This is a genomic window from Pseudomonas sp. NFACC05-1, from assembly GCF_900100135.1.
In the GTDB taxonomy this organism is placed as follows: Bacteria; Pseudomonadota; Gammaproteobacteria; order Pseudomonadales; family Pseudomonadaceae; genus Aquipseudomonas; species Aquipseudomonas fluorescens_Q.
Window position 1 is genome coordinate 126,915 of sequence record NZ_FMTR01000003.1, and the last position, 18,973, is coordinate 145,887.

The following is an 18,973-nucleotide window of genomic DNA, read 5'->3' on the forward strand; positions in this document are numbered from 1 at the left end:
TAATTTATAAAATCGATTTTTGTCGATGTTTGGCGCTATTTTTTGATGGGTGTTAGTTTTTTTGGCTTTATTAGTCGATATTTATCGTTTATAAGGTTGCCACTGCCCATCGCCCAGGAGATGACCCATGACAACGTTGCACAGCACTCCCCGCGCGGATGGTTTCCACATGCCTGCCGAGTGGGCGACCCAGACCCAGGTCTGGATGATCTGGCCCGAGCGCCCGGACAATTGGCGCCTGGGCGGCAAGCCCGCCCAGGCCGCCCACATAGCGGTCGCCAAGGCCATCGCCCGTTTTGAACCGGTGACCGTGGCGGTGTCTGCGGCCCAATACGAAAATGCCCGGGCGCGTCTCGATGTGCCGAATATCCGCCTGGTGGAAATGTCCAGCGACGACGCCTGGGTTCGCGACACAGGGCCGACGTTCGTCATCAATGACAACGGCGAAGTGCGCGGTGTCGATTGGGATTTCAACGCCTGGGGCGGTTTCGACGGCGGCCTGTACGCACCGTGGAACCGTGATGCGCAAGTGGCCGGCAAGATTCTTGAGATCGAGCGCAGCCCGCGTTATCGCACCGAAGGTTTTGTGCTCGAGGGCGGCTCGATCCATGTGGATGGTGAAGGCACCCTGATCACCACCGAAGAGTGCCTGCTCAACCGCAATCGCAACCCACACTTGAGCCGTGAAGAGATCGAGGCAGTGCTCAGCGCGCAGTTGGCTGTGGACAAGATCATCTGGCTGCCGGACGGTCTGTTCAATGACGAAACCGACGGCCATGTGGATAACTTCTGCTGCTACGTGCGGCCAGGTGAAGTCCTGCTTGCCTGGACCGATGACCCGCAAGACCCGAACTACACCCGCTGTCACGTGGCGATGAGCGTGCTGCAAAACAGCACTGACGCCAAGGGACGCCCGTTCACAGTGCACAAAATGCCGATTCCGGGGCCGTTGTACGCCACCGAGGAGGAGTGTGCCGGTGTCGACGCGGTGCAAGGGTCCCAAGAGCGCAACCCAACCGTGCGGCTAGCCGGCTCCTATGTGAATTTCCTGATCGTCAACGGCGGCATCATCGCCCCAAGTTTTGACGATCCGCTGGACGCACCGGCCAGGGACATCCTGCAGAACCTGTTCCCGCAGCACGAAGTGGTCATGGTGCCAGGGCGCGAACTGTTACTGGGGGGCGGCAATATCCATTGCCTTACTCAACAGCAACCTGCACCGCGCGCAAAATGAGTGGCGATGTAACAGCTGGGTGATATCGACCGCGCCGGCTCTAGGTCGGCGGTTTTGGATCCATGCCGGCAAGCCCGCGGCCCGATTGGCGCGCGGGTTTTTTTGTGTCTGTTTATTGGCGTGGCGGATACATTGGCATAGCTCTTGTATCTGTACTTCGGCAGTTCTGGGGAGAGAACTGAGTTGTTTTGTCATAAACCTTGGATAAATTGGCCGCTCATCAACCAGGAGAGGGCGCTGGAATGAATATGATAAGCGAGCGCACATGCCATCCCTTGGCCGTTAATGGTGAGTCGCTTCAAGCCTTGGCGCAGTGGTTGAAATCCAACGGAACGCGTCAGATCAGAGAACCTGATCCGCGCCAGGTAATCGTTGAGCGTTACCCCGTTGGCCTGTTCAGCGAGGCGGAGCTGGAAGCGTTGTGGGATGTGATGCAAGGATAGAATTCGACGGATTGATAAAAAGCGCTGGCCGGGATGGCAGCGCTTTTTTTGTATCCGCAGGCTTTCACATTCGCACAAATCCTATGGGAGCTAGCCAGTTCCCATACAGGGGTGGTGTTCAAATTCAGTGGGATATTCGACCGATTCACGAAACATACTGAAAACCGTTTCAGCGTTTTTCCGCAGCGCTCTCAAGACTACCCTGCTGCCATTCAATCCCCATGGTTAGCGGAGTCCTCATGGCCACTCTTCATTATATCTACGACCCGCTGTGCGGCTGGTGTTACGGCGCCAAGCCGCTGGTGCAGGCTGCCCGAAGTGTATTGCCGGTGATTGCTCATGGCGGCGGCATGATGACCGGTGCCAATCGCCAGCAGGTTTCGCCGCAATTGCGCGATTACGTGATGCCCCACGACCGGCGCATCGCCGAATATTCCGGGCAGCCGTTTGGCGAGGCCTACTTTGAAGGTTTGCTGCGTGACCACAGCGCTGTGTTCGATTCGGCGCCGCCGACCGCCGCCATCCTCGCTGCCGAACAGCTCGGCGGCCACGGCCTGGAATTGCTCGGGCGCCTGCAAACCGCGCACTACGTCGAGGGTCGGCGCATCGCTGACGAAACCGTTCTGCTGGAGTTCGCTCAATCCATGGGCCTGCCGGCCCAGGCGTTCCTGGCGGCGTTGCGCGCGGTTGACGTGCAGGGGCATATCAAGGCCAGTCGTACCTTGCTGGCTCAGGTTGGCGGCCAGGGTTTCCCGACCTTGGCCCTGGAGCAGGACGGCCAGTTCACGCTGATCGACATCGGCCCCTGGCTCGGCAAGCCCGAGGCATTCGCCCAATGGCTGACGCAAGCCACGCCGGTTCAGGCCTCCACGCCACCAGCGGCCTGCGGTCTGGATGGTTGTTCGCGGTGAGCAGTTCTTAGACATTTTTTGCCTGATTACAGACGTTTCACGAAATTGACACACCGTTGAGGGCGCGACTAGGATTCGTCCTACGCCTGTGGCTAACAGCCATGACTCTTAAATAATAAAAAGGCCCGACACGATCACTCGTGGGCGGGCCTTTTCATTATTTCCAGGAGCAAGAGTCCGAAAAAGAGCGCAAAAAGCGCCATTTCGGTTGCCCGCCACAGTGCGTATCAACCCGCACAAGGAAAATAAACATGTTGAACAAGCGCATTAGTTTGATCGCACTGGGGATCTTGAGCACGACACACGCCATGGCCAATGACCAGGCTGAGTCCAAGGGGTTCGTTGAAGACAGCAGCTTGAAAGTGCTGTTGCGCAACGCTTATATCAATCGCGACTACAAAGATGGCAACCAAGACAAGGCCGAGTGGGGCCAGGCAGCCATAGGTACCTTCTCGTCCGGTTTCACCCAGGGCACCGTGGGTGTCGGTGTGGATGCGTTCGGCCTGTACGCGCTGCGTCTGGACGGCGGTAAAGGCCGCAGCGGTGCGGGTGGCATCGACTTCTTCAAGCAAGGCGACAGCGGCAACGCGGCCGATGACCTGTCCAAGTTCGGGGCAGCGGTCAAGTTCCGCGTCTCCAACACCGTGCTGGCCTACGGCGACCAGATGCCGGCCCTGCCGGTGCTCAGCTATGACAACTCGCGCCTGTTGCCGGAAAGCTACACCGGCACGTTGATCACCTCCAAGGAGATCAAGGGCCTGGAACTCAATGCCGGCCGTTTCACCGCCGAATCGCGCAAGAGTGCTGAAGGCCGCGACAGCGGTGGCCTGAAGTCGATCAACGTCTTGGGCGGCAGCTATCAGTTCACCGAGCAGTTCAAGGCTTCGCTCTACGCTTCGGATGTCGAAGACGTATTGAAGAAGCAATACGTGAACGCCAACTATGTGTTCCCGCTGGCCAAGGATCAGTCCCTGACCCTGGATTTCAACGGTTATCGCACCAAGCTGGACAACAGCTACGTTCGTGAAAACAACGTCACCGGCGATGACAACAAGATCTGGAGCCTGGCTGCCACCTTCGCCACAGGGCCGCATAGCTTCACGCTCGCCCACCAGCGCAGCACCGGCGACAGCAACCTGGGTTATGCCTACGGTGGCTATCAGCGCGAGCAGAATCGGGTGGGTGATGGCGGCAATACGATCTACCTGGCCAACTCCTACTGGTCCGACTTCAACGCTGAAGACGAGCGCAGCTGGCAGTTGGGCTATGGCCTGGATTTCACCACCTTCGGCGTACCGGGCCTGACTTATAACGTTGCTTATGTGCGTGGCGATAACATCACCACCTCGACCAGCGAAGGCGGCACCGAGCGCGAGATCTTCAACCAGTTCAAGTACGTGGTCCAGAGCGGTCCGGCCAAGGACTTGAGCGTCAGGTTGCGCAGTTCCGTGCTGCGGGTGTCGCAGAAGTCCAGCGAGTACAACGTCAGCGGCAATGAGCTGCGGGTGTTCGTGGATTACCCGATCAACGTCTTCTGATGCCTGATCAGGTTGTAAGTCTATAAAACCGTGGCGAGGGAGCTTGCTCCCGCTGGGCTGCGCAGCAGCCCTTCTGGTGTGAGCGCTGCGCACTCAAGCGGGAGCAAGCTCCCTCGCCACAATTGATCACGCCTGCCTGCAATAAATAGCGTTGCGACCTCAAACTCGGGTCTTTTTGGCTTTCAGCACAAAAAACACCGCTGGAACCGCCTGTTTTCCCGAACAAAAGTCGTACTCATGCAATTTTTGCCAGCGTTTCAAGCGCCGCTTGAAATGCCTCAAATACTTTCTCATGGACGTAAATCCTGCACCTACTAGATTAGGCCGCTCAATGCAGCGGAGACCTATGAAAAATGATCGTTCTGAACAGGGAAGTGGGCGAAGCGCTAAGACGTGACAAATACGTCAATGTTCGCGGTGGAGACTTCAACCTCTACGGTCATTTCGGCGATTTTGTCCGGCTGACCAAAAGCTGGGAAAACATGGAGCCCGACAGCTACTACGGCCAGGCCGAGTCAGGCATGCGTTTTCGCCGCTACAGCGACTTCGAATACAACCCTACGACCCGCGAGCTCACGCAGCTCGAACACCGGGCCTACATTCAGTCCAAGGCCAACAACAGCTATGTCGGTGGACTGGAGCGGCACTTTCAGGACTTCTCCAACGAAGTGATCAATTCGCCGGTGATGCGCAGCCTGATCGACACGGACTTCGAGGTCTACAAGAACGTCCTGCCGCAGGAGCTGCACGATGAAATCTGGCAGTGCCAGATCCATCAGATCCGCATCGAGATCAAGCCGGGCAAACAACTGGAAATCACCCCCGAAGGGATTCACTGTGATGGCTATCCGTTCAGCGGCGTGCACTTCTGGGGTCGCCAGAATGTGGCGGGTGCGGAAAGCCGTTTGTACAGCGCCCAGGAAGAACAGCTGGCGGCGACGACCTACGAGGACATCCTCGACACGACGTTCTTCCTGGATCGCGACATGCGCCATTACGTGACCCCGGCGCGCAACACCCATAGCCATGACATGGCGTACCGGCAGATCCTGGCCATCTCCTTCTCGCGGCCCGGGACCGCTTTCGACATTGTTCGCTGAACGGCTCGAACCCATGGACGACCCGACGCAGCAGGTCCTGTTGCGCCGGGCCATGGTCCGGGACGCCGAGCGACTGGAGCGGTTTTTTCGCGGTTTCGACGAAGTGTCGTTCTGCGAATGGCAGGACGCCCGATTCTTGCGCGGTGTGTTGTTGCAGGAAACCACCACCGCTTACCTGGCTATCGATGCGAGCGGTGACGTGGTGGGTGCCGTGATCGGCGGTATGCTCGGTACCCGTGGCACGATCAATCACCTGGCGGTCAGCATGCAGCATCGCGCCAAAGGCCTGGGCCAGCGCCTGGTTGAAGCCGCGTCGGCTGACATGAAACGGGTCGGCGTGCTGCGCATGTTCCTTTTTGTCGACGATGCTAATCTGGCCGGCAAGCGCTTCTGGGCGGCCCAGGGCTTCTGTGAGCCCCGGGGCGAAATCACCTTCGAGAGGGATTTATGAACAAGACTTCCAGCCAGCCGCTGGCGGTCGAACCACAAGCCTCGCGTACCTTTGCTGAAGCCAGTCCGGTGGTAGCGGGTTATTTCACGGTTTCGTTTGTGTTCGGTCTGATGGCGGTCAACGCCGGGTTGCCCCTGTGGTTGCCGGTGGCGATGTGCCTGTTCGTCTACGCGGGCGCTTCGCAATTCGCGGCGCTGGCGTTGATTTCCAGCGGCGCGTCGCTGACCACCATCGTGCTCACCACGTTCCTGATCAATGCCCGCCACATGCTGATGTCGGTCTACATGGCCAAGGCCCTGCGTGCGCTGGGGCTCAGCCGTTTCGAGCGCTGGTGCTACGCGGCGGGGCTGACGGACGAGTCGTTCGCGTTCCACAGCGTCAAGCTCGGCAGCGGGGCGCCGGTGAGTGTGCGCTACCTGGTCGGCTTCAACCTGTTCTGCCACACATCCTGGGTACTGGGTGGCTTGCTGGGCGCCGTATGTGCGCAATACGCGGCGCACCTCATCAAATACCAGCTCGACTATGCCCTGACAGCGATGATGCTCTATGTGCTGGTTTCGTTGTGCAACACCCGCAACAAACTGATCGCAGCCCTGGCGGCTGTCGTCTGCATGGGCGGGCTGAGCCTGCTGGGCAGCTCGCCATTCAATGTCTTCATTGCCACGTTCGTTGGCTGCGGGGTAGGCGTATGCCTGACCAAACGTTCCTGATCCTGGTCGTGGTCCTGATGATGGCCGTGACCTTCCTGCCGCGCGCCCTGCCGTTGCAGATCAATACCGAACACTGGCCGCCCTTTATTGCCCGCGCCCTGGAATACCTGCCAGTGGCGATCGTCGCTGCCATCAGTCTGACTCCCTTGTTGATCAAGGATCAGCAGATACAACTCGACCGCCCTGAGTTTTATGCCGCGATTCCGACGCTGTTATGTGCGTATTTCAGCCGCAACCTGTTTCTCAGTGTGGCGGTGGGCACGGCGGCGTACATCGCGCTCGGTTCGTTCCTGTAGCGTCAGGTCCACCACATCGTGCAGTGCCTGGCCGGACAACTCCGGATTGTTCACCGCCAGGCGGACTTCAAGGAAATCCTCGAAATCCGGGAAAATCGCCAGGCCGTTGCGCAGCGCGGCTTCTCGGGACACCAGCCCCAAGCCATCGAGCTGAGTGATCAATGACAGCGTCAGCGTTTCACTGCAGGAATACACCATGCGCTGGCTCGGCCCGTATTCACCCAGACCGGCGTCGAGAAAGCGCAGGAAGCTGTGGGAATACGGGCATTCTTCTGCCGGACGCACCTGAAACTTGTCACCGAGCAGGCCAAGGGAATCGTCTGCATCGCCACAATGGGCGCCGACCACCCGCACTTGCACATCCGGCATGGTGATGCTGGTAAAACCGCCCTGTTGCTGGCCGATCAGGACCGCCAGGTCAAAATCTTCATTCCTGAGTTTGCTCAGGTTCTCCATCGACTCGGCGTAGCTGAATTCCAGCTGATACTGGGGGAACACAGCGATCAACCGGTCGATCATTCGCCGGTTGAACTCCGCCGGCAGGGTAGTATTGAGCGCCATTCTGAGGATGCGCTGTCGCGGGGTCTTGAGCGCCGCGACTTTCTCCTCCAACTGCCGGGTGGCAATCAGCACCTGATCCATGAAGGGGGTCAGTTCCGAGCCTTGGCTCGTCAACGTCAGGCCCTTGTTCGAGCGCCGGAACAACCGGAAACCGAACTGTTCCTCGACCTTGTTCAACTGCGCCGCCAACGCCTGCACCGTGAGGCACGAATGCTCGGCCGCTGCCGACAACGAGCCGGTCTGCACGATACGCATGAGGTTGCGTAGGGTTCTGCTATCCATGAGGTAATGCCCTCTGCTTAAGTGGGCTCGCTATTGTTGTGCGCCTGGTCCGGGCCAGGCAGTGCATGCCGGCTATCATCATGCACCTTGCCACGGTTGTCGCGATTTTGTGCCGAAAAGCGCCGGCAGGCGATGGTTGGAGCTTATGCGGAATTTGGGGATTTTGCCTAACAGATGCTGGCCAAGACCCGTTAGTGGGAAGCTGGTTACGTTTGTTGACCTGCAAAGCCATGCCGAATTGTTCGAATAGAACATCGATAGAATCCGTTTGCGAATAAAAACTTAAAAATAATCCACATCTGTACTATCCTCTAAGCACCACCCCGCGATAAAGGAGCCCAAACCATGGCGACTTCCTCCATCACTCTCAATGCGCAGCAACAATTGGATTCCCCGGATGCGGGTCGAGTCGCGTTGAAGTTTTTCTTCAACCTCATGGCGCTCTGGGGCTGCAGCGTCGAGCAGCAGCGCACATTGCTGGGCAAGGTGGGAAACACGACCTTCTACAAATACAAACAATTGCCGGAAAACGTGAAGCTGCCTCGCGATACGCTCGAGCGCATTTCCTACCTCATGGGTATCCACAAGGCACTGAGCATTATCTTCAGCAACAGCCGGGACCGTGCTTATCAATGGGTCAGCAGCCCGAACACTGCGGCACCGTTCAACGGCCAGTCGGCACTGTCCTACATGCTGACCGGCCGCGTGGTAGACATCGCCGATGTGCGGCGATACCTCGACGGAGTGCGCGGTTGATGATGCCACCACTGGCGGACCCGCAATGGAATCGGGCCTATCGGATCGTCAACAGCAGCTTCCCGCCGATTTCGCTGTTTGAAGACGTACTCGACCCTGAAGACCTGCCCACGGCCTACGCCCTGGAAGCGTTGACCAACGATCGGCTGATGGAGCAAGCCGGCGTGCTGTCCCGGGTCCGCCCAGAGGACCGCATTTCCGGGCCCGGCTCCTCGCCGGTGATGGCGGCGTTTACCCACATCGGCAAAAGCAGCCGCTTCAGCGACGGCACCTTCGGCGTCTACTACGCCGCCAGCAGCCAGGAAGCGGCCATTGCCGAGACCTGCTACCACCAGGCGCGATTCCTTGGCGCGACCAACGAGCCAGACCTGGAGCTGACCATGCGCACCTACATCAACAAGGTGGTCAAACCTCTGCACGATATCCGCCACGACTACCCCCACCTCCACAACCCCGACCCTACCGCCTATGGTCCGTCCCAAGTGTTCGCCCGACAACTGCGTGAAACCTTGTCGTGGGGGCTGCTGTACAACAGCGTCCGGCTGCCCGGCCACGAATGCGTGGCCGCGTTTCGCCCTCCGGCAGTTTCGATTCCGGTGCAGGGCAAGCATATTCGGTACGTCTGGAGCGCCCAGAAGCGGGAGATTTCGTTTGTGTTCGAGGTGAGCGAGGTTTGAAAAGGGCTGCTAGGCAGCCCAGCGGGAGCAAGCTCCCTCGCCACGGGTATCCGATCAAACCTTGAACTGCTGCACCGAAGCCTGCATCGACCCCGCCGCATTGTTCAATTGATCCGCCGTTTGCGTCAGGTTGTGAATCGAGCGTGTGTTCTCACGGGACTGCTCGGCAATCGACTCCACCCGCTGGGCCATCTCATCACTGGCCTTGGATTGCTCGGCAATGGTCTGGGAAATTTCCTCCACCACTTCGGCCGCATGCCGGGCACCGGTGCGGATTTCGCTGATGGACACCCCGGCCTGCTGGGCCAGGTTGACGCCTTCGTCCACACGGCTGACACACGCCTGCATGTTCGCCACCGCGTCCCGGGCGCTGGACTGGATGCGCTCGATCATCGCGGTGATTTCCTGGGTGGACTGGGTGGTGCGCGCCGCCAGGTTGCGCACCTCATCGGCCACCACCGCAAAACCTCGCCCCGCCTCACCGGCGCGGGCGGCTTCGATGGCGGCGTTGAGCGCCAGCAAGTTGGTCTGTTCGGCGATGCTCTTGATCACTTGGATGATGGAATGAATGTCCTCGGATGATGCGTCCAGCGCCGTGATCTTGCTGGAGGACTGGTTGACCACCTCGGCGATCCGGTTCATGCCTTCCACCACCCCGAGAATCACCTGGCCACCGCTGCTCGCCAAATGCTCGGACTGCGCGGAAATCGTCCGGGCGCTGTCGGCGTGCTGATGGATCTGGCTGATATTCGCCATCATCTGCTCCATGCTCGCCGCCATACTGGTTGCGCTCTGGGCCTGCTGATCGGCGCTGGACACAATCTGTCGCGCCGTATCGCCCAGATGCCGGGACGTGCCGTGCAACTCATCGCTCTGGCCGCGGATCGTGGCGATCATCTGTCGCAGATTGGTCTGCATCTGCTCGATCACACCTTGCAACTGACCCAACTCATCCTTGCTCTGAGCCCCCATCGAGCGCTGCAAATCCCCTTGGGACATCGCCTGGGCATTGAGGATGATCTTGTTCAGTGGCGTCAGCACAGCCTTGAGCAGGCTCCACGACAACAGCGCCAGCGCCACGCAAGTGGCCAGTAGTGTCGCGATCAGCCAGCGCTCCGAGGTGTGAATGCTGTGGTCCTGATGCTCACGCGAGGATTGCGCCTGGTTCTCGATCAGCTCACTCACTGCCTCGTTGCGCTCCTCCAACGCCGAAAACGCCCCGTCGAACTCCGCCCGCAACGCCTGGCCATCCTGGGCACCGCTCAGTGCCTTGCCAATTATTTGCTTGGCTTTGTCGATATAGGTTTCGACCTGTGGTTTAAGCTCGCCAATCGCCTTGGCGACATCCCCCGGTAACTTGGCCTCGGCGTTTTCGGCGATAACCTTGCGCATCCGCTGCGTATGCTCATCGAATGCCTCCGTCACCTCCTTGGCCGCCTGAGTGTCCCCCGGTGCCACCAGCAATGCGGCCAACACATCGGCACGAATGGCGTCGTGCATCATGTCCGCCTCCATGTGCTTGCGCATGGCCGAAATACTGGTCTCGTTCTGCACCAGGGCCTCGGTCATGGAGTGATAACCCCACAGCCCTATACCGCCGAGCAATAGCGCAAAAGAAAGACTGACCAACCCCGAGCCTATGACTTTGGTGCGGATCTTCATCGCTTACTGCTCCTGGAGCGGGGGAATTCTGGGAAGTGTAGTCGAGCGCCAGCAGAGCCTTGGGGGAGCCCAGGCTCTTATCTGAGGCTATCGGCGGGGGAAATGATTAGATGAATACAGCGCCAACTGTTTGGGCCTGGGACAGAGTGAACCTGTGGCGAGGGATTTATCCCCGATGATGGGCGTGAAGCAGCCCTTCTTTAATCTGCTCCGGCAGATAAAATCCAAGGCTGCCCCGCTCGTGAGCAGCATTGGGTTTGCAACTCTTAAGCCGACTTACTCCCCGGCGCCTCAAGCACCTTCACCACGTCATCGATGACGGCCTTGCTCATATCCTGCAAATAACACGAAGCCCAGGCATACCGATCCGTACCGCGAATCATCGCCGCGTCCTCGGCCAGGACCTTGGCGACGTGGAGCAGATCGGAAGCGTGGGACAGGGCTTCGCCGATGGGTATGCCGCTGTTGACGCGGAATAAAGGGCGGTCGGAGTGGTAGCAGAAGGGGGTTAGGCCTGGGGTTTTGAGGTCTTGCGGGTTTGGCATTGTCTGGCTCCTTGACTGTGAGAGCCGCAACCGTCCTTTCCTACGGGATGGGGTGGCGGCCATGCACGGGGTAGGAAAACCGGGAATCAAGGCACCCGGCACACCCGAAGGTGTCCCGCGCACAGCCGCCATAACGCATATCGCAGACACAGAAAAAGCGCCTGCAATAGTAAGCGAGGCGCAGCTGATGCGCCTTGATTTACTTCGGGTTTCCTACGCCCGGTCGCTGAATTTGCAGCGACAGATGGAGAGTAGCGGGCGGGTGAGAAGGCTGCAATCGTGGCGCGATGCTGGCGGAGGCGGTTTAGGTATTTTTATGGGTGAGCAATAATTTCGTGCTTCCGGTCATGCATCGACATACCTCTCAAGGAGACCCTGATGGCCACTGCCCATGTTTTCATAGCCACCAGCCTAGATGGTTTCATCGCCAGGCCCGATGGTGACATCGACTGGCTTTTGCAGCGCGACGATCCAACCGAGGACCATGGCTACTCAGACTTCATCGCCGATAAAGACGTGATTGTGATGGGGCGAGGAAGCTACGAGAAGGTACTGACCTTTGATACTTGGTTCTATGAACGACCCGTGGTGGTGTTGTCGGAACGGCTGGCGGATTCGCCGGTGCCTGAGGCGCTGAAGGGCAAGGTACGTTTCTCCAACCTCTCACCCAAGGACGTGATGGAGGAACTGACGAGCCAGGGTTTGCATCGTGTCTATGTCGACGGAGGGCAGGTCGTGCAGTCATTCCTGCGCGATGGATTAGTCGCCGACATGGTGATTACCACTGTTCCTGTGCTGATCGGGGCGGGCAGGTCGCTGTTCGGTGCCATTCAGCAGGACGTTGAATTGAAATTGGTGTCTAGTCGCTGCTTTCCCTCGGGGTTGGTGCAGTCCACGTATCGGTTGGGCTCATGAGCCGCTCACATGGGATCTGCTTTGCGCTCTGAGAATGACCTCTGACGGAACCAAGCCGTTTTCCAGGCTTGCTCCAATGAGGTGTTTAGCTCACTGTAAAGACCAATGTCATTACAGTGATTTGTCTAGTCCTGAAATAGGTTTGCACCTGTTTCAGGACTAGACACAGCGCCCCCGGTTCAGGCGGCTTTGGCGGTAACGCTGATTTCTATTTTCAAATCTGCACCGGCTAACAGATTCACCAGCGCATCCAGGGAAAACTTATCAACCTTCCCCTTCAGCAGATCGTTGAGCCGTGGCTGCGTAACATGCAGCCGGCGAGCCGCTTCGGCTTGCGAGACGTCCCATGCCTTTACGACCAAGGCGATAGCTCGCATAACTTGGGAGCGGACTCTAAGGTTCTCGGCTTCTTCTGGCGTGTCAACCAACGCTTCCCAAACACTGGTCGCGCGTTCGTTTGCCATATCGGTATTCCTCACTTTCAATGCTTCCAATTCTACTTTCAGTTTGATTCTTAACTTTCTGCTCAACACTATTCTTTATGATCGAGTCGGGTTGCGAGAGGTTCAGAGTAGCAGCTTACCCCTTCACCCGAACGGAGGGTGAAAGGGTACCTGCCCTGCCTGCTTATCTGCTCCTGCGATCAACCCAGCGACAAAGCCCCCCGCATTTCTGCGAGGGCTTTGTTTTGTATGGTGCGGCACCAGACGAACGGTAGCTTTTGGCGAGGCCAGGTTTCCTGCGGGTTTAGACGTCGGTGGAAAATTTGCCGTACCCCGATCAGTGATTCGAGGGGACAGACCACGATTTTTGGCTGGAATGATGAAGCAGGGAATTAACCGCAGTCTGCTTCTAGTTTCTCTACGCTAGGCGCCATTGCTGTTGATCTTTCCAATCATTTGGAAATCCCATGAGCCTCAAATAATCCAGTTCCTGCTGATCCATGATTTCGGCCAGGCGAAGCTTCCACTGGCTGTCAGGGCTGATCAGGTCGGTTAGGTAGGCCAGCATCGTCAATACGACGTATAGCCGCTGTTTGGGCTGAGGCTGGTCGGCGGGGGCCGTGGGAATGGCCCATTCTTTAGGTAAGGATGGTCGAATCGAGAGCTCTCGGTTCCATAGCCGTGAGTGGTGGGCACAGCAGTTGCGAATGAAGGTCAGCGTGTGTAGCCAGGAGGCCAGTACTTCGAAGGGCAGGCTGAATCTGGTGGCGATAGCTTTCTTGTCGGCGCTTTTGCCTATGGCATTGAAGAGGGTAGATACCGTCCCAAGGCTGAGTTCTTCCAGGACCGCCCAAGCGGGCGGCAACTCCGGGTGGGCATAGGTTGCACCGTAGTATCGGAAATAGTTGTCACGCATGCGGTTTTCGATCCGCTGTTGCTGGAGCCCATCGGCTTGTCGGCCCTTTCTGATGCGGTCGACATCACGTTTGAGTTTACTGCGCTCCTTATTCATTTGCTCCCGCAATGGACGCAACAAATCGGTGTGTGAGTATGACGAGGAGAAGACGGACGCGTCAGCTATCCAGTCAGGCCCGTACTTGGGGCACATATGATTGCTGATAGTCGCTCGTATGGCGACTTCGACACGTTCGATGGCATCCATGGTGACGCGCCGCAACGTACCATCGAAGCGGTAAATATCGACGATTGCCTTCAGTGTGCTGCCGGGCTTGAAAGGATGTTCAGGGTCTAGCTCCTGAAAGGGGCGCATGTAGGGACTCAGGCGAAACAGCGTGACCACTTCGAGAAAACGCATGGCTCGATCATCGTTGGCGATGTGCAAACCTCGTTGCTTTAGCAGTTCCAATTGCTGTTCTACGCTGAGAGCCGGCTTGTCGAAGGGCCTCATGTAGTTTTCTCCAGGCAAAAAAAACCCGCACGATTTGAGCTTGCTGACTGGGTCAACCTAGGCTTGGCGGGTGTGTTGGGGGGCATTATAGGTCGGTGTAAGAGACCGTCAACATTGTCCTGACGTGAAATTGTAACGGGTAGGAGCGCAGGAAAGGTTTGGTCTGTGGATGCTGATTAAGGCGATATCGGTCTTATCTAGCTCCTGGGAAGGTTCAACCTCCAGAAACAACAAAGCCCCCGCATTTCTACGAGGGCTTCGTTTTGTATGGTGCCGGCACCAGACGAACGGTAGCTTTCGGCGAGGCTAGGTTTTCTGCGGGTCTGGAGTTCGCTGGAAAATTCGGCGTACCCCAACTAGTAACTATAAACAAATCAGCTAGTTATGGCTTTCAGTGGAATCGAATCGGGGACGATTAAACCTGAGCATGTGCTGTGCTCGGTACGTAGAGTTGCGAGCGACACACGTAACCTGTGAATTGGGTAAAAAAACCAGCTATTTTCAGGCTGGCTCAAATGAAGTTGTTACCTCAATGTAAAGACCAATGTCATTACAGTGAGGGCCATCCCATGGCGTCCATCAATGTCCGTATCGACGACGACCTCAAAGCGCGTGCTTACCACGAGCTGGAAAAGCTCGGCGTCACCCCTTCTGAGCTGATGCGCCAAGCCTTGCAGTACGTAGCAGAGCGCGGTCAGCTACCCTTCAAGCCCGTCCTGATGACCGAGGACGATGAAGCCTTGATCGCAACGGTTCGCGAGCGGCTGGCTAATCCCCAGCGGGTTAAGGTTTCGCTAGATGACCTATAGCCTCGAATTCGATGCGCGGGCGTTAAAGGAGTGGCACAAATTGGGGGGTACCCCAATTACTTTGTTCCCCGTTAGCCTTTTCGTATGATGAGCGAACATGCTATTTGGAATATCTCGCGTGAATACGCCACCTAACATCGGTTCATCACGCCAGGCAGTGCAAAAGGGGGGCAGATCGGATTTCAGTGATGCTGTGGCCCAGCTCTCATGGGACGACTTGCGCATTATCAAAGCGCTCAGTGAATGCGCAAATCGCACTGATGCTGCCAAAAAACTGGGGATCAACATATCCACGGTATCGCGCCGAGTGGCCCAGCTTGAGAAAACACTTGGAGTTGCACTCTTCGATCACCGCCGCTCGGGATACATGCTCACAGCGGAAGGCGTAGAGCTGCGAGAGCTCGCCGAGCGAGTCGAACTGGATATCGTTAGTGTTGCACGGCGTGTGTCACGGGCGGGTCAGGGGCCACTCGGAAAACTCCGCATCACCACCAGCGATTCGCTGCTGCTGTACTTCCTCACACCTATCATTGCGCAATTCAAAGCTCTGAATGAAGGGATAGCGATTGAAGTACTTGTAGGCAATCAGACATTGAGTCTTGCCCGCGATGAGTCGGATATTGCGGTGAGGGCGACCAATAAACCAGCTGAAAGTTTGGTTGGGCGCAAACTCGCGACAATTGCCTGGGCGCCATACGGCAGTGATAAAAACGCACCGACCTCGACACCTTTCGCAGAAGGCCAGGCGTGGGTATCTTACTCGGCAGCTTTATGCGGCCTCAAAGCAACGAGCTACGTTGATAGCAGAGTTCACCCCGATTGCATTTCGTATCGTACCGACTCCGTTGCCGCTGCAAGCGCTGCGATTGTAGCGGGTCTTGGTTTTGGGTTCCTTCCCTGCATGCTGGGTGACATCACGCCGGGATTGGTGCGTGTCGGCCCGGTTGTGCCTGAACTTCAGGATGGGCTTTGGCTGCTGACTCACCAGGACATTCGAAAATCATGGCGAGTCAAGGCGTTCATGACGTTTTGCGCAGCGGCGGTTGCCGAACTCAAGCCCTTGGTCGAAGGCCAGCGATCTCTCCCGGTTTCGTAGACGAAACCGGGAGCACGTCTTAGCGGGTGCCGGAGCCAATGACCGCCTTGCAGACAATTTCGATCAACTGCGAACGCTGTGCGAGCCTCGATACGCCGATGATGTTGCTCGTGCACTGGGGCCGCTCGGTGCCAAACGCAGCCTTGCGAACATTGCCTACCACGGCAAAAGCCGCGTCCATGTCCAGCACATAAAGCGTCTCTTCGACCACGTCTTCAAGTGTTGCGCCATACAGTGTAAGCAACTTGGAGATGTTGTCGTAGGAAGCGCGCATTTGCTCTCCCATCGAAGAGAAATCACTGGGCTTGCCTTCGCTATCGAGTGGGGCAGGAGCTACCAGGTTGCCGTCTTCATCATGGTTGAATTGGCCGGATATATAGATGTCGTTTCCGACTTGTCTGGCCTGCGGGTAGCCGTAGCTTTCTTCCCATGCGACTCCCCAGTAAGCGGTTTTCTTTCCGAACGGTTGCGAAGCTGACATTGCATTCTCCTGGCGTAGAACAGACTGCTCGCACAGCGGCAGTCCGAGTTGTGGGATGCCAGAGACTAGCACCGCAAATGATTTTATAAGGGCGCATTAATGCGTCTATGGAGACGCATTAATGCGCCCCTAAAATCGTGAATGATCGGTTACCTTGAACTCGAAATCGGCGCCGCACCTACCGCCAACAACCTTCCGTGATTTTCAGCGGACAAAAGATTGGCCCGGCCCGCAAAGAGATTAGAAGACCATCATTTCACTAAAGGGAACCACCATGAACAATCCAAAAACCGAAGTCCTGACCCCTCAAAACAGCCAACTGATTTTCATTGATCAGCAGCCCCAGATGGCCTTTGGCGTGCAAAGCATCGACCGCCAGACGCTGAAGAACAACACGGTCGCTCTGGCGAAGGCCGCAAAAATTTTCAACGTGCCAACCACTATCACCACCGTCGAAACCAATAGCTTCTCCGGCCACACATATCCCGAATTACTCGCTGTGTTTCCTGACGCGCCTCTGCTGGAGCGCACCTCGATGAACTCGTGGGACGACCAGAAAGTCCGTGACGCGCTGAAAGCCAATGGCCGTAATAAAATCATCGTCTCTGGCCTTTGGACTGAAGTGTGCAATACCACATTTGCACTTTCCGCCATGCACGATGCCGGCTACGAGATCTACATGGTCGCCGATGCTTCCGGTGGCACAACGAAGGAGGCTCACGATTACGCCATGCAGCGCATGATTCAGGCCGGCGTGGTGCCGGTCACCTGGCAGCAGGTGCTGCTGGAGTGGCAGCGTGACTGGAACAACCGCGACACCTACGACGCCGTCATGAATCTGGTGAAGGAGCACTCCGGTGCTTACGGCATGGGCGTCGACTATGCCTACACCATGGTGCACAAGGCTCCCGAGCGTGTAGACCACGGCCCGACCCTGGCACCTGTGGCCGCCTCTGTCTGAGCCTCACTGGCCCTCATCAAATGGGGGCCAGTCCCCATTTCTATCCATTTGAACCGGAACGGCGACAGAGGCTATATCAGGAAGGAAAGGAAGGAAAAAGGAAAGGAAAAAGGAAAGGAAAAAGGGGACGTATTTATTTTCCAAATCGAAAGTGAGGTGCCTATGTGCAGGAGTGCTACGTTTGCGGACGGACGCCTATGCGGCTAGTGCCACTCGATGATCAACCAGTCCCTAACTCCCCTCAATCAAAACCCGCTGCTCCAGCCAAATCTCCTGAACAAACTGATCCGTAATCGCGTAAATCCCATGCCCGCGCCGCATGATGATGTTCTCCGCTACTAGCGCGATTACCACCGGTTGAATCTCTTCAACCCGCACCTCTCGCCCTACTGACTTTGAATACTCTGCCGCTGCGTCGATGGAAAAAATCCCTCGAGCATCGCCTTCTGTAGATGCGATTTTGTTGAAAATCGCCAGGGCCAGGCTGCCCAGTTGCTCGACTTTTTCCAGCTCGATGTTCGCTGCAGCCGAACGTAGAGTGCTGGCGATTACGGGAAGAAAGAGGTCGGGGTCCCCGTCCTGCTGCAAGAGTTGGCGTAGAGCCTTGAGCATCTCCTCGGGTCGGTTGCCCAAGGTATTGAACGCCTCGATGGCTGTCTCCACGGACGGCAGCTTTTCTTTTTTCACGGTCATGGCAAGTCGGTTGAGCAGGAACTCTACGTAGTCACCTTTGAGCAGCGGGTAGGCGGCTGATGTGGCGCCGGAAAACGCCTGGTTGCGTTTGGCGGTCAGTTCGCTGACTTGGGCCCTGTGGGAGCCGGTTCCGATAAACAAGAAGTAACCCGGTGTATTCGGGCGAGGGTTGATTGCATCGCGTGCGGCCTTGAGGGCCAAGAGCATTTGATTGCCATCGTCGGAGGAGATGGCGTGCTGCACTTCGTCAATGATCAGGACCAAGTCGGTCTTGGCTTGGTCGACGACTTCTGTCAGTGCTTGCGCCAGTGTCGGGCCGTCGGGGTTACCGATGCTGTCGAGTTTGAAGCCGAATTTGAACCCTGCGGCGCCTGCCTCGACATTACTGACGCGCTTGAGTATTTCCAGGGCAGAGGAGCCCGGCGTTTGCAGATCTTTCAGCGTTTTATGTATGGCGTTGTGCACGAGCGTGGCCGGGTTGGCCAAGGTGTCGCTCCATAGGTCAACGTAGATGACCAGAGCCCCAGCCTCTTCCAGGGCTGGGATGAGGTCATTTCTCAGAAAAGTCGTTTTGCCTGTACGGCGTAAGCCAGACAGGAACAGACCTGAGCGCAGGCCTTCATCGAGCACGCCTGGATGGAGCAGCTGATTTGCCATCGATTCAGCCAATTCAGGGCGTTGAAATATGCTGCTCATGCAATTACCCCCTTTTATGGATACGCCATAATTATTGCTAATTCATAATTTAGCATAAAGATCGGATTGTGAGCCTTAGGAGAGAATCGATGCTTTGAGGAGTAGCGAAGCGGGGGACTACGAGTTGGTCGACGAAGGCAGGGGGTAGGAACATCAATACCCCAGAAACAACAAAGCCCTCGCATTTCTGCGAGGGCTTTGTTTTGTATGGTGCCGGCACCAGGAGTCGAACCCGGGACCTACTGATTACAAGTCAGTTGCTCTACCAACTGAGCTATACCGGCGTGTGGGCGACGATTATAGCG

General features: G+C 57.1%; 21 protein-coding genes and 1 tRNA gene. 14 read left to right on the forward strand and 8 right to left on the reverse strand.

The features are described from left to right. The first annotated feature begins 127 nt into the window (after positions 1–127). From aguA to BLO97_RS06905, 8 genes are all read left to right on the forward strand, one after another. Entirely contained in the window at positions 128–1,234 is a 1,107-nt protein-coding gene (gene aguA / locus BLO97_RS06870) for an agmatine deiminase (RefSeq protein WP_092345414.1), read from the forward strand. A 242-nt stretch (positions 1,235–1,476) separates the two neighbouring features. Further along, positions 1,477–1,677, forward strand: a complete 201-nt coding sequence (locus BLO97_RS06875; RefSeq protein ID WP_053177657.1) for a hypothetical protein — start codon at positions 1,477–1,479, stop codon at positions 1,675–1,677. A 239-nt stretch (positions 1,678–1,916) separates the two neighbouring features. Beyond that, on the forward strand, positions 1,917–2,588 hold the full coding sequence (locus BLO97_RS06880; protein WP_092345416.1) for a DsbA family protein: 672 nt from the start codon (positions 1,917–1,919) through the stop codon (positions 2,586–2,588). Positions 2,589–2,839: 251 nt separating this feature from the next. Beyond that, positions 2,840–4,126 (forward strand): OprD family porin, encoded by a 1,287-nt coding sequence (locus tag BLO97_RS06885; RefSeq protein ID WP_072342793.1) that lies wholly within the window; start codon positions 2,840–2,842, stop codon positions 4,124–4,126. A 353-nt stretch (positions 4,127–4,479) separates the two neighbouring features. Next, the gene (locus BLO97_RS06890; RefSeq protein WP_003196764.1) at positions 4,480–5,226 is read left to right on the forward strand and encodes a 2OG-Fe dioxygenase family protein; all 747 of its coding nucleotides are present in this window, start codon (positions 4,480–4,482) and stop codon (positions 5,224–5,226) included. Between the two features lie 13 nt (positions 5,227–5,239). Further along, a complete protein-coding gene (locus BLO97_RS06895) occupies positions 5,240–5,677 on the forward strand; it encodes a GNAT family N-acetyltransferase (protein ID WP_170845933.1) in 438 nt (145 codons plus the stop codon). Then, a complete protein-coding gene (locus BLO97_RS06900) occupies positions 5,674–6,387 on the forward strand; it encodes an AzlC family ABC transporter permease (protein ID WP_003196767.1) in 714 nt (237 codons plus the stop codon). The genes BLO97_RS06895 and BLO97_RS06900 overlap by 4 nt, the downstream gene beginning before the upstream one ends. Then, on the forward strand, positions 6,366–6,683 hold the full coding sequence (locus BLO97_RS06905) for an AzlD domain-containing protein (protein WP_063323390.1): 318 nt from the start codon (positions 6,366–6,368) through the stop codon (positions 6,681–6,683). Before BLO97_RS06900 ends, BLO97_RS06905 begins: the two co-directional genes overlap by 22 nt. Here the strand turns inward: BLO97_RS06905 and BLO97_RS06910 are convergent. Beyond that, complete coding sequence (locus BLO97_RS06910) at positions 6,600–7,526, reverse strand: LysR family transcriptional regulator (protein ID WP_092345418.1); 927 nt, start codon at positions 7,524–7,526, stop codon at positions 6,600–6,602. The two genes, BLO97_RS06905 and BLO97_RS06910, sit on opposite strands and share 84 nt — an antisense overlap. Before the next feature lie 345 nt (positions 7,527–7,871). Between BLO97_RS06910 and BLO97_RS06915 the strand changes: the two genes are divergently transcribed. Continuing rightward, a complete protein-coding gene (locus BLO97_RS06915; protein ID WP_003196771.1) occupies positions 7,872–8,282 on the forward strand; it encodes an MbcA/ParS/Xre antitoxin family protein in 411 nt (136 codons plus the stop codon). Further along, positions 8,282–8,959: an RES family NAD+ phosphorylase gene (locus BLO97_RS06920; RefSeq protein ID WP_063323388.1), complete on the forward strand. Its 678-nt coding sequence runs from the start codon at positions 8,282–8,284 to the stop codon at positions 8,957–8,959. The genes BLO97_RS06915 and BLO97_RS06920 overlap by 1 nt, the downstream gene beginning before the upstream one ends. A 54-nt stretch (positions 8,960–9,013) precedes the next feature. Here BLO97_RS06920 and BLO97_RS06925 read toward each other — a convergent pair whose 3' ends face one another. Further along, a complete protein-coding gene (locus tag BLO97_RS06925) occupies positions 9,014–10,621 on the reverse strand; it encodes a methyl-accepting chemotaxis protein (protein ID WP_092146517.1) in 1,608 nt (535 codons plus the stop codon). A 266-nt stretch (positions 10,622–10,887) separates the two neighbouring features. Next, positions 10,888–11,166, reverse strand: a complete 279-nt coding sequence (locus BLO97_RS06930) for a DUF3077 domain-containing protein (RefSeq protein ID WP_092146515.1) — start codon at positions 11,164–11,166, stop codon at positions 10,888–10,890. Positions 11,167–11,544: 378 nt separating this feature from the next. On the opposite strand from BLO97_RS06930, the gene BLO97_RS06935 reads away from it, so the two are divergent. Then, positions 11,545–12,081 (forward strand): dihydrofolate reductase family protein, encoded by a 537-nt coding sequence (locus BLO97_RS06935; protein ID WP_092146513.1) that lies wholly within the window; start codon positions 11,545–11,547, stop codon positions 12,079–12,081. A gap of 179 nt (positions 12,082–12,260) precedes the next feature. Here BLO97_RS06935 and BLO97_RS06940 read toward each other — a convergent pair whose 3' ends face one another. Next, the gene (locus tag BLO97_RS06940) at positions 12,261–12,545 is read right to left on the reverse strand and encodes a helix-turn-helix domain-containing protein (RefSeq protein WP_092146511.1); all 285 of its coding nucleotides are present in this window, start codon (positions 12,543–12,545) and stop codon (positions 12,261–12,263) included. Between the two features lie 397 nt (positions 12,546–12,942). Next, positions 12,943–13,932: an Abi family protein gene (locus BLO97_RS06945; protein WP_092146509.1), complete on the reverse strand. Its 990-nt coding sequence runs from the start codon at positions 13,930–13,932 to the stop codon at positions 12,943–12,945. A gap of 569 nt (positions 13,933–14,501) precedes the next feature. Between BLO97_RS06945 and BLO97_RS06950 the strand changes: the two genes are divergently transcribed. Further along, on the forward strand, positions 14,502–14,741 hold the full coding sequence (locus tag BLO97_RS06950) for a type II toxin-antitoxin system RelB/DinJ family antitoxin (RefSeq protein WP_010567868.1): 240 nt from the start codon (positions 14,502–14,504) through the stop codon (positions 14,739–14,741). Between the two features lie 136 nt (positions 14,742–14,877). After that, positions 14,878–15,837 carry a LysR family transcriptional regulator gene (locus BLO97_RS06955; RefSeq protein ID WP_371856956.1) on the forward strand — a complete coding sequence of 320 codons (960 nt, stop codon included), beginning with the start codon at positions 14,878–14,880 and terminating at the stop codon, positions 15,835–15,837. A 19-nt stretch (positions 15,838–15,856) separates the two neighbouring features. Here BLO97_RS06955 and BLO97_RS06960 read toward each other — a convergent pair whose 3' ends face one another. Next, on the reverse strand, positions 15,857–16,318 hold the full coding sequence (locus BLO97_RS06960) for a RidA family protein (protein ID WP_092146505.1): 462 nt from the start codon (positions 16,316–16,318) through the stop codon (positions 15,857–15,859). 274 nt (positions 16,319–16,592) lie between these two features. Between BLO97_RS06960 and BLO97_RS06965 the strand changes: the two genes are divergently transcribed. Then, complete coding sequence (locus BLO97_RS06965; RefSeq protein WP_042730239.1) at positions 16,593–17,279, forward strand: hydrolase; 687 nt, start codon at positions 16,593–16,595, stop codon at positions 17,277–17,279. A 231-nt stretch (positions 17,280–17,510) separates the two neighbouring features. Here BLO97_RS06965 and BLO97_RS06970 read toward each other — a convergent pair whose 3' ends face one another. Beyond that, on the reverse strand, positions 17,511–18,668 hold the full coding sequence (locus BLO97_RS06970; protein ID WP_092146503.1) for an AAA family ATPase: 1,158 nt from the start codon (positions 18,666–18,668) through the stop codon (positions 17,511–17,513). A gap of 208 nt (positions 18,669–18,876) precedes the next feature. Further along, positions 18,877–18,952: transfer RNA gene (locus tag BLO97_RS06975), tRNA-Thr, on the reverse strand. Between the last annotated feature and the right edge of the window lie 21 nt (positions 18,953–18,973).

Bases quoted from the DNA above. Each gene is read 5' to 3' on its own strand.
- aguA (WP_092345414.1), top strand. From the start codon at position 128: ATGACAACGTTGCACAGCACTCCCCGCGCGGATGGTTTCCACATGCCT.
- BLO97_RS06875 (WP_053177657.1), top strand. From the start codon at position 1,477: ATGAATATGATAAGCGAGCGCACATGCCATCCCTTGGCCGTTAATGGT.
- BLO97_RS06880 (WP_092345416.1), top strand. From the start codon at position 1,917: ATGGCCACTCTTCATTATATCTACGACCCGCTGTGCGGCTGGTGTTAC.
- BLO97_RS06885 (WP_072342793.1), top strand. From the start codon at position 2,840: ATGTTGAACAAGCGCATTAGTTTGATCGCACTGGGGATCTTGAGCACG.
- BLO97_RS06890 (WP_003196764.1), top strand. From the start codon at position 4,480: ATGATCGTTCTGAACAGGGAAGTGGGCGAAGCGCTAAGACGTGACAAA.
- BLO97_RS06895 (WP_170845933.1), top strand. From the start codon at position 5,240: ATGGACGACCCGACGCAGCAGGTCCTGTTGCGCCGGGCCATGGTCCGG.
- BLO97_RS06900 (WP_003196767.1), top strand. From the start codon at position 5,674: ATGAACAAGACTTCCAGCCAGCCGCTGGCGGTCGAACCACAAGCCTCG.
- BLO97_RS06905 (WP_063323390.1), top strand. From the start codon at position 6,366: ATGCCTGACCAAACGTTCCTGATCCTGGTCGTGGTCCTGATGATGGCC.
- BLO97_RS06910 (WP_092345418.1), bottom strand. From the start codon at position 7,526: ATGGATAGCAGAACCCTACGCAACCTCATGCGTATCGTGCAGACCGGC.
- BLO97_RS06915 (WP_003196771.1), top strand. From the start codon at position 7,872: ATGGCGACTTCCTCCATCACTCTCAATGCGCAGCAACAATTGGATTCC.
- BLO97_RS06920 (WP_063323388.1), top strand. From the start codon at position 8,282: ATGATGCCACCACTGGCGGACCCGCAATGGAATCGGGCCTATCGGATC.
- BLO97_RS06925 (WP_092146517.1), bottom strand. From the start codon at position 10,621: ATGAAGATCCGCACCAAAGTCATAGGCTCGGGGTTGGTCAGTCTTTCT.
- BLO97_RS06930 (WP_092146515.1), bottom strand. From the start codon at position 11,166: ATGCCAAACCCGCAAGACCTCAAAACCCCAGGCCTAACCCCCTTCTGC.
- BLO97_RS06935 (WP_092146513.1), top strand. From the start codon at position 11,545: ATGGCCACTGCCCATGTTTTCATAGCCACCAGCCTAGATGGTTTCATC.
- BLO97_RS06940 (WP_092146511.1), bottom strand. From the start codon at position 12,545: ATGGCAAACGAACGCGCGACCAGTGTTTGGGAAGCGTTGGTTGACACG.
- BLO97_RS06945 (WP_092146509.1), bottom strand. From the start codon at position 13,932: ATGAGGCCCTTCGACAAGCCGGCTCTCAGCGTAGAACAGCAATTGGAA.
- BLO97_RS06950 (WP_010567868.1), top strand. From the start codon at position 14,502: ATGGCGTCCATCAATGTCCGTATCGACGACGACCTCAAAGCGCGTGCT.
- BLO97_RS06960 (WP_092146505.1), bottom strand. From the start codon at position 16,318: ATGTCAGCTTCGCAACCGTTCGGAAAGAAAACCGCTTACTGGGGAGTC.
- BLO97_RS06965 (WP_042730239.1), top strand. From the start codon at position 16,593: ATGAACAATCCAAAAACCGAAGTCCTGACCCCTCAAAACAGCCAACTG.
- BLO97_RS06970 (WP_092146503.1), bottom strand. From the start codon at position 18,668: ATGAGCAGCATATTTCAACGCCCTGAATTGGCTGAATCGATGGCAAAT.